The organism is Pseudanabaena sp. Chao 1811 (assembly GCF_027942295.1).
GTDB lineage: Bacteria > Cyanobacteriota > Cyanobacteriia > Pseudanabaenales > Pseudanabaenaceae > Pseudanabaena.
The window spans coordinates 2,924,444-2,937,930 of the sequence record NZ_CP101416.1 but is presented as its reverse complement, the minus strand read 5'-3'; the positions used below and the strand labels follow the sequence as shown (position 1 = coordinate 2,937,930).

The following is a 13,487-nucleotide window of genomic DNA, read 5'->3' as shown; positions in this document are numbered from 1 at the left end:
GCCAGATTAATCGGCACTGACGTTAAGCAAGTCCAAACCAGCCTAGATAGGTAGTCAGAATCGATTTGCCAAAAAACAGGGAAATTGCGCCGCCGATCGCTAAAAAAGGACCAAAGGGAATAGGCTGTTGTTTGCCAACTTTGCTAAATAGTAAAGCGATCGCTCCCACACAAGTACCGATCGCTGAGGCAAGTAAAATTGTGAGCAAAACCTGTTGCCATCCCAACCACATACCAATCATGGCTGCAAGTTTTGGGTCGCCGCCACCCATTGCTTCCTTTTGCAAGAAAATCCTGCCAGCGATTCGCATTATGTCGAGTAGCCAAATGCCAAGCACAGCACCACCAATTCCTAATAGTAAATGTGCTGCAAAACTAGTGTGATCGCTATTGGCAAACGCTAAACTGCCTTGATAGACCAAACCTAGTAACAGCCCTGATTGAGTTAAGGAATTTGGTAAAGTCATCGTATCAAAGTCGATCATTGACAACGCCAATAACCAACTGAGAAACAAAGCATAGAACCCTAAAATCAAAGGTGGTTGTGAAGTTCCAAAATATGATGCCACACACCAGAACAAGAACGCTGTGAAAGCCTCGATCGCAGGATAGCGCCAAGATACTGGTGTATGGCAATAACGACATTTACCTCTGATTAAAAACCAACCAATAATCGGAATATTATCGCGTGGTGCAAGTTGGCGCAGACAATGGGGACAACGTGAGGGTGGATGCAGAATTGATAACCCCGCAGGCACGCGATAAATCACCACGTTCAAGAAACTGCCAATGCAAGCTCCGATCGCGATCGCCAAAAGTTGTAAAAAAAGAGATTCGATGAATAGCAAAGAGTTAGGAGAAGGCTAGTAAATCCTTTCCAAAAGTACAATTACTAAACCTTAAATGTAGCAATTATACTTTTGGAATTTGTTTTCTAGTATGGCAAACAAATTGTGCGCGTTATATAACAATTTGTACCACCGTAGTCACGACAAACTCTGCGAGCAGTTCTTTCGGCTTGCCTTTCATCGGTTGACCAACCACTTCCTGCTGCCCCATTACTACTTTCAGATAGTGACATACAAGCATTTCTAGCCCAGATTAAAACTTCACAGTCACCTGCTCCAGATATGCTTTCACATTCACTTATCGCTCGGTTTTCCGCAGCGCTACGAGAACGATAATTCCAAGAATATCCTTTGTCTTGAGTTGAGGGAGAACGGGCGATTGCGCCATAGCTTTGAGCTGTGGCTTCTAATCCCCCTACAGCCATTGTAGGAATCACAATGGCAGCCGCGATCGCTAAAGAATTCCAAAAGTTTTTAGACATAATGTCCTTCCGTTGACATCAATGAAACCTTATAATACCCATTTTAATATGCAAATTAAAGCTAGAGTAATTTAGTTTGCAAAGTCTTAATCAAGTCATTTTGATCGAATTGATCAATAGGAGTTAAAAATTGCTCACAAGCACTAGAAATCCATTAGTCAAACAACTGCGAGCGCTAGGTGAGAGCGCTAAAGATCGCAAAGAACAAGGATTATTTTTAGTAGAAGGAACTCATGCACTAACAGAAGCGATCGCTACAGCTTATCCACTATCGATTGTCTGTTGTACTGAAAAATGGATTACAGCTAATCCTGATTTATATAATCACATTAAAGTATCTGTAGATGAAATTGAAAGATTAGAGATCGTTTCTGAAGATGTGCTTCAAGCGATCGCTACTACGAAAAATCCTGATGGGGCGATCGCTGCCGCTTTATTGCCATCTCGTGAAGTTGCCCAAATTAGTACCTTAGGTTTAGCCCTAGAAACTATCCAAGATCCGGGGAATATCGGAGCAATAATTCGCTCAGCCGTCGCAGTGGGAATTGATGGCATGTTAGTGAGCAGTGATAGTGTTGATTTAACTAATCCCAAAATTATTCGCGCCACCGCAGGACAATGGTTTCGCTGTCCCATGCAGACATCAACAAATATTGCCGATGATATTCGGAAACTACAAGCCCAAGGGGTTAAAGCGATCGCCACATTAGCCAATGCCAAGAAAACCTATTGGGATTACGATTTCAACCAACCAACTCTAATTTTGCTGGGAAATGAGGGCAATGGTTTATCACAGGAATTAATTGAAATCGCCGATGAGTCTGTATCAATTCCTCAAAGCGATCGGGTTGAGTCCTTGAATGTGGCTATTTGCGCGGCATTACTCCTCTATGAAGCAAAACGACAACGTGCCGTCTCCCAAGGGTAAAACTATTTAGAGACTCTGAAAAACCTGACGACACTCACATCGCTATGATTTTATCAACACGATAGGCTCCTAGTCTATTGTCTAGCCTCCGCCAAAAGGTTCTCTAGCTCATTAATTCTAGCCTGCATAGCTTCCACTTCCGCTTGTGAATAGCGCACGGGAATATGTTGCGGACAGTTCCAATCATAGCCTTCGATGGTAAAGACGATCGCTCGTTCTACCTTGGCGGCATAGTCGAGATCTTGCACTTGAGCAAGGATTGCAGGATCATCTTCAATAATCCTTGCTCGACCGAGGATTTTCAGGCGGCGGCGATTCCGATAATCCATCAAAAACAGAAATGCTTTATCGTTTTCCGAAAGATTACCAACAGATATATATTGCACATTGCCGCGATAATCAGCAAATCCCAAAGTCTTCTCATCCAGAACCTTTAGAAATCCTGCTTTGCCGCCACGAAACTGAATATATGGATAGCCATTGGAAGTAACAGTGCCGATATAAAAGCCTTCCATACTAGCAATAAATTGAGCAACGTCGGGAGTAACGGTGTTATTGTCGGCTCCATTTGCCACAAAGCGATCATAGTTCTCACGGGAACCCATTTTTTCTTGCATGGCTTTCACGGCAGGGGTGAAGGCGATCATGCCAAATTGTCGAGGCATTGGTTTACACTCCTGCCATTGGGACATAACCAGAAAGCTGTTTAACTCGCTCAATCCAATTCAAAACATGGGTATAAGCATCCATTTCAATTTTGCCATCATGGGCAAGGGAAATATAGGGATAGATGGCGATATCGGCAATTGTAGGGCGATCGCCCTCTAGCCAATTTCTAGTACTCAAATGCTGATCCAGTTGCTTGAGAATGAAATGTGATTTCTCTGTAGCGCGATCGATATTGATCTTCGTTCCTGCGCCAAATAGATAGAAGAGACGCGCATTCTCTAATCCCTGACGTACTTCTCCCGCAGCCGTAGACAACCAGCGAATCACCTGCGCCATCGGCAAAGCCTCAGTGGGTAGCCATTGTTCGCCGCCATACTTTCTCGCTAAATAAACCAAGATCGCCTGTGCATCAGCAATTGTAGTTTCGTCATCAATCAATAAAGGCACTTGACCAAAAGGGTTTTTTGCCAAATATTCTGGCGTTTTATGTTCGCCTTTCATTAGATCAACTCTGATCCATTCGTAATCCAGCTTGAGTAATGACAACAATAAACGTACTTTGTAGCTATTACCAGACACTTCGTGACCATAGAGTTTAATCATTGATTTTGCCTTGAGTATTTTGTACCGTTCGTTCGGTATACCAATACTGTACTGTTCGTTCGGTATAATTGTCAATAGGTAAATAAATTGCCGCAATTGCCACAAATTCAAAGTTAAGAGTGGTAACGCAAAGCACTACCACTCAGATAAACCTATGTCCAAACAAACCTATGTCCCAATTCTTCTAAAACTGTTTCGGCAGTTTGGTTATGAGGGAGTAACTCTTTCCAAAATTTCCCAAGAAACGGGCTTAGGGAAAGCTAGCCTCTATCACCATTTCCCTAGAGGTAAAGCGGAAATGGCGGAGACAGCCCTTAATTATGTGAATAATCTGCTAGAGACAAGAATTTTGGAAATTTTGAAGCGCGAAGATCCCCCGATCGCTAAATTTCAAGATATGTTTGCCGCAATTAGCAACTTTTTTAATGAGGGACAAAGCTCTTGCCTTTGGTCTGTTTTGGTAATGCAGCAGTCCAGTGATGATCTTTTTCACGAACAAATTAAGTGGGCTTTTTGTCTGTGGATTGATGCGATCTCCGAAGTATTAATTGATGGGGGGGTAGATCAAAAAATGGCTAGGGAAAGGGCTGAAGATGCGATGATTTCCCTGCAAGGAGCCTTAATTTTGTCTCACGGACTTAAGGACACTGCACCATTTAAAAGAGTAATGGAACGCTTGCCCCATCAACTTTGCCAAGGTTTAGAGTAGGACAAAATCAAAACCCAAGAAGAGGATGGCGGCGCTTCGCGCCGCCATCCTCTTCTTATCAAGAAATAGCGTAGCCATTTCTTGATAAGTCAGTTGAAATTTTGTTGTTACAAAAAATGCAACTGATTAATCAAGCCTTGTAAATGCTGGGAAACTCAGTATCAGGAAATATTAACAGCTTGCCAACTGCCTAGTTTAAGGATGCAGTAGGTACTGAGGAGCGCATTGTCATGAAATCGATTAAGCCTATTTATATTGCTATTCCCGTTGCGATCGCCCTTGCGGGAGTGATTGCTCATCGCACCCTAGCACAGTCAAATTCTCTCAACAAACCTCTAAGTACTCCTACCTCTATGATTACTTCAGGAATTATGGAACCAGTCAGCGATCGCTCAGTACCTACGCAAAACCTTAAAGAGCGTCCTGTGGGGGGGCTATATGTACAAACACGCGATCGCCAACAGCAACCCTTTACCCTTACTAATACCGATGTCAAAGGCAAAATCTCAGGAAACATTTCGCGAGTGGAAGTTACCCAAACCTTCCAAAACCCCTATGATAAACCCCTAGAAGCCATCTATGTATTTCCCTTGCCCGATCAAGCTGCCGTCGATGACATGGAAATCAAGATCGGTGATCGCGTAATTAAGGGAGATATCAAAAAGCGTGAGGAAGCCAAAGAAATCTATGAACGCGCCCGTCAAGAGGGACGTACTGCAGGCTTGCTAGAACAGGAACGCGATAATATTTTCACGCAATCCCTAGCGAATATTAAACCAGGGGAACAAATCAAGGTAACAATTCGCTATACAGAAAGCCTGAAATTTGAGAAGGGAGATTATGAATTTGTGTTCCCGATGGTCGTGGGTCCTCGCTATATTCCCGGACAAGCGATCGATCCTAAGGGCAATACTAATCAAGTTCCCGATGCCTCAAGAATTACGCCGCCTGTACTCCGTCCTGAAATGAGATCGGGCAATGATATTAGCGTTAGTTTACAAATTGATGCAGGAGTTCCTATTCGCAATCTCTATTCCACTTCCCATCGTCTTGATGTGAAAAATAATGGCGAAACGGTGGAATTGAAACTTGCTAATGGCGACAATATTCCCAATAAGGATTTGATCGTACGCTACAAAGTTAGTGGCGATCGCACAGCTCCCACGGTTCTCACCACGACTACTGACCAAGGCGCACACTTTGCTACTTACCTGATTCCTGCGATCGCCTATCGTACTGATCAAATTGTGCCAAAGGATGTCGTTTTCTTGATGGATACATCAGGTTCGCAATCGGGCGATCCAATTATCAAATCACGGGAATTAATGACTCGCTTTATCAATGGCTTGAATCCTAACGATACATTTACGATTATTGATTTCTCTAGTACCACCCGCCAGCTTTCTAGCTATCCCTTGCCCAATACGTCCGCCAATCGTCAAAAGGCTCTGAACTATATCAATCAAATTGATGCCAATGGTGGCACAGAGTTAATGAATGGGATTAATGCGGTTACTAATTTTCCATCTGCTAATGATGGACGGATTCGTAGCGTTGTTCTGATTACCGATGGCTATATTGGCAATGATAATGAAGTAATTGCAGCAGTGCAGAAAAATCTCAAACCTGGAAATCGCCTCTATAGCTTTGGGGTAGGTAGTTCCGTTAATCGCTATTTGCTAGAACGAATTGCCGAAATGGGACGCGGTACATCGAGAGTCGTGCGTCAAGATGAACCCACGCAAGAAGTCGCTGAAAAGTTCTTCCGTCAAATTAACAATCCCGTTCTCACGAATATCCAAGTCAAATGGGAAGGTGAAGGCTCAGCCCCAGAAATCTATCCTAGCAATGCTCCCGATTTATTCGCTGAGCAACCCCTAGTTCTCTTTGGCAAAAAAGGCGATCGCGCCAATGGAAAATTAAAAATCACAGGTATCGCCGCAGGTGGTGAACGCTACGAGCAAACCCTTGATGTCAATTTTGGCGGAGAGAATAGCAATCTCGGCATTGCCCAACTTTGGGGACGCGCCCGCATTAAGGATCTAATGAATCAGATGTTTGGCGGTGAAGTGAAATCTCTTGTAGATGCAGTTACGCAAACTGCCCTTAACTATCGCTTATTATCTCAATACACTGCCTTTGTTGCCGTCAGCGAGGAAGTGCGCGTAAATCCTGAAGGGGGAAAAGTGACAGTTCAAGTACCTGTCTTAATTCCTGAAGGTGTCAATTATGATGGCATTTTTGGTGGCGCACCAAAACCTTCCACACCCGCAAATGCTCCCGCACCTTTATCTTTAACACCATCATTGAGAAGTTCTGGACGATTACAGGGAAATGCAACCTCAGCAGAATTAGAACCTTTTACAGGTAAGGATATATTGCAAACTAGACTGAGACCTAATACAAATGCCAATGTTGATGCAAAAGTAGCAGCAAAGGCTAGTTCTCAGATTCAAGTAGTGAGCATTACAGGCTTAACTGGTCTAGATGCGGCATCTGCACAACAGGTAATCGAGCAACAATTGCGATCGCTCCGAGTTCCTGCTGGTTTTAATGGAGTTGTTGTCCTAGAGATGCCAATCCAAAATGGTAGACTGACCAGATTCATTCTTGATGATGTCGCTTCCACCTTAAAGGATAAAAATCTTGTGGAATTGCTCAAGCGATCGCTACAGAATGTCGTCCTACCATCATCGGCTCAAGGCACAATGCGTCTCACCCTCAAAGTAAATAGCTAAAAGAATGGCGGCGCGAAGCGCCGCCATTCTGAGTTTTGGTTAAAGAGGCTTGCGTTGCAAGCCTCTTTCATCTCTAGCTAACGATTGGCAAAATTAAAGTAAAGAAGTAATACACCAAAGGCGCAGTGAACATATAGCTATCAGCACGATCCAAAATGCCACCATGTCCAGGCATAATTTGTCCAGAATCCTTGACACCAGCATCACGTTTCATCATTGATTCAGTTAAATCACCCAACAAGCCTGCGGTTCCAATTAGTAGTCCCAAAATCAAGCCAGATAGTAACCAGTTGTGCCAGCCTACACTAAACGCCCAAATAATCGCAGTGGCACAGCAGCACAATAAACCTGCGATCGCCCCTTCGACGGTTTTCTTCGGACTGATATCAGAGAGGCGAGTCCGTCCCCAGATCTTGCCAAAGATATAAGCACCAACATCTGAAGCCCAAATACAACAAAAGCCCATCAGGACATAAACACTGCCATTAGTGACAGGAAACGTAATTCGCAACCAGCTTAAAAACTCGATATTTCGTAAATAATTAAAAATATCAAACTGCTGTAGGCGATCGCTCACTTGAAATATTGCACCATCACCAATTCCTCTGATCCGAATCCAGAAGCTAGGTAAGTAACCAACATAAAATAAACCTAAAATCGAGGCGGCAATGTCAGCGATAGTGGCAATGCGGGACTGAAAGAGGAGATAAAAGCAAATAAATGTGCCTGCGATCGGGATCATTGCATCCGCTAGCCCAGCCTGTAATTGCGATGCGATCAGCAAAACTAAGCTGACAAAAATCGTAATTTTGCTAGCAGGAACAATCTCTTTAGCTCTTACTAGTGCGAAATATTCCATCTGACCCAAAACCACTAACAGCGCAAAAGCGGCTGTGAACGCCCAACCACCTAGCGCGATCGCGCCTAACGCAAGTGGAACGACTAATAAAGCACTAATAATGCGAGTCCAAGAAGGCATGGAAATGGCACAAATAAAAAAGTGGACAGGGGCAATTTACACAAAGTTAGGCAATATGATACTTAAGATTAGGAGATAAGATTTCATATTCATTCATAATTTGCACTTTCAGCATACTCCCATCAAATGAGCCAGCAACAAAATCGTTATGCAAATTTGGGAAGTCCATGTCTAACTCTAAGCCACCATCTAACAAAACCGCAAATGGCAGTAACGAATTGCCAAATAATCCTCAATTTGCTGCCAAGGTAGACAAAACCTACTATGCCTTATTAGGTGTCAGTCCTTGGGCGAGTGAAATTGAAATTCGCCGAGCCTATCGAGATCTCAGTAAGCTCTATCATCCTGACACGACCCAGTTATCTAAAGAGGTGGCGATCGAGAATTTCCGAAAAATTAATGAAGCCTACGCAACTCTTAGTAATGCCGATCGCCGTAGTGCCTATGATCGCCTAATCCAATTTTCGCGGTTTCAATATACAAATTCAAACAATGGTATAAAATCGCAAAATCAAGCACCAAGCAATCTTCAGACAATTGATGATGATGGACTGCCTACAGAACGCCCCTTATCTGGGGGAGAACTATTTTCACTCTTGTTAATTGGTGCTACGCTAGTTGCCTGTTTAGTTTTAGCGATCTTAGTTGCTTGGCTGCGTGGCGATCGCCTTTTACCAGAAGCGATCACGCCTTTATCAATTGTTTTTCGTTAACCACCATAAATAATTCCCATAATCGTAAATCGTCACCTATGGCGCTCCCATCACCAACTACCCCGCTTTACAATCACCCTTTGCCAGCACTCGAAGCATGGTTAGATGAGCAAGGTTGTTATCAGGATCAGTCCAATCCCAATGTCTGGCGCGTAACGCGATCGTCGTGGCAAGCTGAAATCATCATGGACGTTGAAGATATTAGGGTACGCTATATTCAAGATGGCTATGGGGGCAAAGAAATTCAACGCGCTTTCCCTTATTCCCTTAGTCGCCAAGATGTTGAAGATGCGATTTTTACTGGTCCATAAATCAAAAAATTAGCAAGATTGACAAAGTTTGTGAATAAAGTTTGTTAATATGTGGTTAAGCCAGACAGAGCTATAGTTATTCAGATAGTTACCAAACTAAGAGATTAACTAAACTACAGCTAATTTAAATAGCTGAACACAATTACTAATTGCCATTTGTCGTCGATTAATGACAAAGCTACACATAAGTCATTGTTTAACGGCACTTATTGGCTCAGTACAAGTTTCCCACCCTATATTTGATGTTTTTATTTTGGAGGTTCATTGAGTAGGAAATATAACGTTGCCATTCTTGGAGCAACAGGCGCAGTCGGTACAGAACTTCTGGCTTTGCTAGAAGAAAGAAATTTTCCTTTGGGCAAGTTAAAACTCCTTGCCTCAGAGCGATCGGCGGGTAAGTCGATTAAGTTTGCTGGTGAAGAATTAAACCTTGAAGCTGTCACCGAATCATCCTTTAATGGTGTGGATATCGTGCTGGCTTCAGCAGGGGGTAGCATCTCCAAAAAGTGGCTACCGATCGCCACTAAAGCAGGGGCAGTATCCATTGATAACTCCAGCGCATTTCGGATGGATCCCAATGTTCCTCTGATTGTGCCAGAAGTTAATCCTGAAGCTGCTGCTGAGCATAAAGGGATAATTGCTAATCCTAACTGCACCACGATTTTGTTAAGTGTTGCTATTTATCCTCTGCATCAAGTACAACCCATCCAACGCATTGTGGCGGCTACTTACCAGTCAGCGAGTGGCGCAGGGGCAAGAGCAATGGAAGAGGTGAAATTGCAGTCACAAGCAATCCTCAATGGTGAACCTGCTGTAGCCGAAGTTTTGCCCTATCCTCTCGCCTTTAATTTGTTTCCCCATAATTCGCCAATGACGGATAATTCCTATTGCGAGGAAGAGATGAAAATGGTCAATGAAACTCGCAAGATTTTTGGTGACCATGATATTCGGATCACGGCAACCTGTGTACGGGTTCCCGTATTGCGAGCACATTCTGAAGCGATTAACCTAGAGTTTAAGCAACCCTTCAGTACTAATAAAGCTAGAGAAATTCTTGCCTCAGCCCCTGGAGTCCAATTAGTTGAAGATTTCAACAAAAATTATTTCCCCATGCCCATTGAGGCAAGTGGTAAAGATGATGTACTTGTGGGTAGAATTCGCCAAGACATATCTCATCCTAACGCACTGGAATTGTGGTTATGCGGCGATCAAATCCGTAAAGGTGCAGCGTTGAATGCAGTCCAGATCGCTGAATTACTGATTGCTAAGTCTCTTCTCTAATTTGAAAGCCATGTTTGCTTTCAGAAAGCTTCTATTTATGAGTATCTATGAGTGAAATCGATTTCGGACGTTTACTAACAGCAATGATTACTCCCTTTGATAAAGAAGGGAATGTCGATTATGCCCAAGCCGAAAAACTCGCCCATCATCTTGTGGAGACAGGCACTGATACGATTGTCGTATGTGGTACGACAGGCGAATCACCTACCCTAAGTTGGGATGAAGAATATCAATTATTTACGGTAATCCAACAAGCGATCGCTGGCAAAGCCAAAATTATGGCTGGTACAGGATCAAATTCTACTTCCGAGGCTATATCTGCGACCCAAAAAGCTGCACATCTCGGATTAGATGGTACACTGCAAGTAACACCGTATTACAACAAGCCTCCACAGGAGGGACTGTACCAACATTTTCGAGCGATCGCTGAAGCTGCTCCAGAGCTACCGATCCTTCTCTATAATGTGCCTGGACGAACAGGTTGTAAACTAGAGCCTGAAACCGTTGCTAGATTAGCGGAAATACCAAGTATTATCGGCATCAAAGAAGCGACAGGTGATTTAGATCAAGCTAGTCAAATTCGCGCCCTCACACCCGCCGAGTTTGAGATCTATTCAGGGGATGACTCTCTGACATTGCCCTTAATGGCAGTGGGTGCAAAGGGAGTTGTTAGTGTTGCTTCGCATCTAGTGGGTAATCAGCTCCAAAAAATGATGCAATCCTTTGCCGCAGGCAACACCCAAGAAGCTTTGCAAATTCACCTTCATCTCTTCCCTCTATTTAAGGCTTTATTCTTAACCAGTAATCCTATTCCTCTAAAGTCAGCCTTACGCTTAGTGGGATTAGATACAGGTGTAGTGCGATCGCCTCTAGTGTCTGGTAGCGCTGAACTCGAAGCAAAGCTTGAAGTTGTACTAAAGAAACTAGGACTTCTTAACTAGTATTGACTGAGAGTTTCAAATCTAGAGACATAAAATTTTACTACTTCTGATCGGAATGAGCTTGTGGGGGGATTACACCTTTTTAGTCATTCTATCTAAAGTATTGATAACCACAGATTTTTCCACAACTCCAAATAAATTGAACTAATTCAAACATTCAATTTTTTCTTTTATTCCTTTTACTTTTTACCTCAAAGAGATAACCTATGCCTACATCTAACGCTCCCGCTCTCAAAATTATTGCCCTTGGTGGACTCCATGAAATCGGCAAAAATACTTGGGTATTTGAATATAACGATGAAATCATGCTGCTTGATGGTGGCTTGTCCTTCCCCGACAATATGATGCCTGGGGTAAACGTTGTATTGCCCGATATGACTTATTTACGTGATAACAAACATAAAATCAAAGGTATGATTGTCACCCACGGTCATGAAGATCATATTGGTGCAATTTCCTTCCATTTAAAACAGTTTGAAATTCCTGTAATTTATGGTCCTCGTTTAGCAATGGCATTGCTCGAAGACAAACTTCGCGAAGCAGGCGTATTAAATCGTACTGAACTGCGTCGAGTCATGCCCCGTGACGTAGTTCGCGTCGGTAGTAGCTTCTTTGTGGAATTCATTCGCAATACCCACTCGATCGCTGACAGTTTCTCGATCGCTATTAATACTCCTGCGGGTGTAGTCATCCATTCGGGTGACTTCAAAATTGACCATACCCCCGTTGATGGCGAATTTTTTGACCTCCATCGATTAGCTGAACATGGAGAAAAGGGTGTACTTGCCTTAATTAGCGATTCGACCAATGCCGAACTTCCTGGAATTACTCCTTCGGAGAGAGCCGTATATCCCAATCTTGAGAAATATATCATGATGGCAAAGGGGCGCGTGATTATCACCACCTTCGCGTCTTCCGTCCATCGGGTAAACATGATTTTGGATATTGCTGATAAGCAGGGTCGTGTCGTTGGTGTGGTTGGACGTTCCATGCTGAATGTGATTGCCCATGCACGTAACCTCGGTTACATCAAGTGTCGCGATGACCTCTTCCAACCTCTGCAAAACTTGCGTCATTATCGTGATGATCAAATTCTGATTTTGACTACGGGTTCTCAAGGTGAGCCAATGTCGGCACTAACTCGCATGTCCAATTCCAGCCACAAGCAACTAGAAGTCCGTAAAGGCGACACGATCATCTTCTCCGCTAATCCTATTCCCGGAAATACAATTCCTGTAGTTCGTACTATTGACCGTTTGATTGCTTTGGGTGCAGATGTAATCTACGGTAAGGATAAAGGTATTCACGTTTCAGGGCATGGTTCTCAAGAAGAACATAAGATGATGCTTGCCCTTGTCCGTCCTAAGTTCTTCTTCCCTGCTCACGGTGAATTGAGAATGCTGAAGCAGCACGCCAAGATGGCAGAAAATATGGGTATTCCTGCTGAAAATATCGTCATTGCGGAAAATGGTGATGTAGTCGAAGTTTGCCAAGACTATATGAAGATTGTAGACAAGGTTCCTTCTGGTGTGGAACTAGTTGACTCTTCTCGTGATGGCATGGTTAAAGGTGATGTCTTGCGCGATCGCCAACAGATTGCGGGTGATGGTATTTTCACAATCGCGGTATCCGTTGGTCTAGATGGTAAGCTCTCCACCACACCTGATATTCAACTCAGTGGTGTTGTCCTACCGATGGAACATTCACAGATTATTGCCGCAGTTTCTAAGGCGATCGATAATTCCTTAGCGAATTCTTGGGGTAACTTTGCTCGCAATGTGGGTGAGTTAGAAGTTGATTGGGTTGGTCTGCGTGGTCAACTTGAGCGTGATCTTACCCGTGTTTTGCGTCAACAAATCCAAAGCAAACCCATGATCGTGTTCCTATTACAAACACCACCAAATTCTACACAGTCAGCCCCAGCACCTGCTGCTAAGCCTAATGCGTTAGGTGTCACCCTGAAATCAGGTGCAGTGAAAGTAATTGCCAAAGACAATGCGGCAAGTAGTAATGGCAATGGTGCGGCGGCTACTGCGGCGGCGGCTACAACCACAACAGCTACAGGTGCAGCAACGGCAAGTACTGGTAGACGTAGGCGCACTGCTGCAACCGTTTAGATTATCTTGCTAGATGTCGCTCGCTATACAGTTTTCTAGTTTAACGCGAGTTCGAGATAATTTGAAACAGACTTTGAGAGAGAGCTTGCTACGCAAGCCTTCTCTCAAAGTCGAAAAGTAAAAGCATTGCTACGCAATGCTTTTACTTTTCGACTTTTAAAATTTGCCA

At 43.6% G+C, this 13,487-nt stretch carries 14 protein-coding genes; 8 read left to right on the top strand and 6 right to left on the bottom strand.

Annotation, left to right across the window (positions count from 1 at the left end):
* Positions 1-22 precede the first annotated feature (22 nt).
* Positions 23-847: a prepilin peptidase gene (locus NMG48_RS13475; protein ID WP_271252038.1), complete on the bottom strand. Its 825-nt coding sequence runs from the start codon at positions 845-847 to the stop codon at positions 23-25.
* A gap of 86 nt (positions 848-933) precedes the next feature.
* The gene (locus NMG48_RS13470; RefSeq protein WP_271252037.1) at positions 934-1,329 is read right to left on the bottom strand and encodes a DUF4189 domain-containing protein; all 396 of its coding nucleotides are present in this window, start codon (positions 1,327-1,329) and stop codon (positions 934-936) included.
* Positions 1,330-1,459: 130 nt separating this feature from the next.
* On the opposite strand from NMG48_RS13470, the gene NMG48_RS13465 reads away from it, so the two are divergent.
* Positions 1,460-2,257 carry a TrmH family RNA methyltransferase gene (locus NMG48_RS13465; RefSeq protein WP_271252036.1) on the top strand — a complete coding sequence of 266 codons (798 nt, stop codon included), beginning with the start codon at positions 1,460-1,462 and terminating at the stop codon, positions 2,255-2,257.
* Positions 2,258-2,331: 74 nt separating this feature from the next.
* Here NMG48_RS13465 and NMG48_RS13460 read toward each other — a convergent pair whose 3' ends face one another.
* The 3 genes from NMG48_RS13460 to NMG48_RS13450 are packed head-to-tail and all read right to left on the bottom strand — an operon-like array spanning position 2,332 to position 3,665.
* Positions 2,332-2,922 carry a pyridoxamine 5'-phosphate oxidase family protein gene (locus NMG48_RS13460; RefSeq protein WP_271252035.1) on the bottom strand — a complete coding sequence of 197 codons (591 nt, stop codon included), beginning with the start codon at positions 2,920-2,922 and terminating at the stop codon, positions 2,332-2,334.
* Between the two features lie 4 nt (positions 2,923-2,926).
* Entirely contained in the window at positions 2,927-3,529 is a 603-nt protein-coding gene (locus NMG48_RS13455) for a glutathione S-transferase family protein (protein WP_271252034.1), read from the bottom strand.
* A complete protein-coding gene (locus NMG48_RS13450; protein WP_271252033.1) occupies positions 3,522-3,665 on the bottom strand; it encodes a hypothetical protein in 144 nt (47 codons plus the stop codon). Before NMG48_RS13450 ends, NMG48_RS13455 begins: the two co-directional genes overlap by 8 nt.
* Before the next feature lie 18 nt (positions 3,666-3,683).
* Between NMG48_RS13450 and NMG48_RS13445 the strand changes: the two genes are divergently transcribed.
* Together NMG48_RS13445 and NMG48_RS13440 are read left to right on the top strand one after the other, a co-directional pair.
* Complete coding sequence (locus NMG48_RS13445) at positions 3,684-4,238, top strand: TetR/AcrR family transcriptional regulator (RefSeq protein ID WP_271252032.1); 555 nt, start codon at positions 3,684-3,686, stop codon at positions 4,236-4,238.
* A 230-nt stretch (positions 4,239-4,468) separates the two neighbouring features.
* Complete coding sequence (locus NMG48_RS13440; protein ID WP_271252031.1) at positions 4,469-6,976, top strand: VIT domain-containing protein; 2,508 nt, start codon at positions 4,469-4,471, stop codon at positions 6,974-6,976.
* A 73-nt stretch (positions 6,977-7,049) separates the two neighbouring features.
* Here the strand turns inward: NMG48_RS13440 and NMG48_RS13435 are convergent, their stop codons facing one another.
* Positions 7,050-7,955, bottom strand: a complete 906-nt coding sequence (locus tag NMG48_RS13435) for a phosphatidate cytidylyltransferase (protein ID WP_271252030.1) — start codon at positions 7,953-7,955, stop codon at positions 7,050-7,052.
* Positions 7,956-8,122: 167 nt separating this feature from the next.
* Between NMG48_RS13435 and NMG48_RS13430 the strand changes: the two genes are divergently transcribed.
* From NMG48_RS13430 to NMG48_RS13410, 5 genes are all read left to right on the top strand, one after another.
* Positions 8,123-8,668, top strand: coding sequence for a J domain-containing protein (locus tag NMG48_RS13430; protein ID WP_271252029.1), 546 nt, complete (start codon positions 8,123-8,125; stop codon positions 8,666-8,668).
* A gap of 38 nt (positions 8,669-8,706) precedes the next feature.
* Positions 8,707-8,979 carry a DUF3143 domain-containing protein gene (locus NMG48_RS13425; protein WP_271252028.1) on the top strand — a complete coding sequence of 91 codons (273 nt, stop codon included), beginning with the start codon at positions 8,707-8,709 and terminating at the stop codon, positions 8,977-8,979.
* A gap of 264 nt (positions 8,980-9,243) precedes the next feature.
* On the top strand, positions 9,244-10,260 hold the full coding sequence (locus NMG48_RS13420; protein WP_271252027.1) for an aspartate-semialdehyde dehydrogenase: 1,017 nt from the start codon (positions 9,244-9,246) through the stop codon (positions 10,258-10,260).
* 47 nt (positions 10,261-10,307) lie between these two features.
* A complete protein-coding gene (gene dapA / locus NMG48_RS13415; protein ID WP_271252026.1) occupies positions 10,308-11,201 on the top strand; it encodes a 4-hydroxy-tetrahydrodipicolinate synthase in 894 nt (297 codons plus the stop codon).
* A 206-nt stretch (positions 11,202-11,407) separates the two neighbouring features.
* Positions 11,408-13,318 (top strand): ribonuclease J, encoded by a 1,911-nt coding sequence (locus NMG48_RS13410; RefSeq protein ID WP_271252025.1) that lies wholly within the window; start codon positions 11,408-11,410, stop codon positions 13,316-13,318.
* Positions 13,319-13,487: the final 169 nt, after the last annotated feature.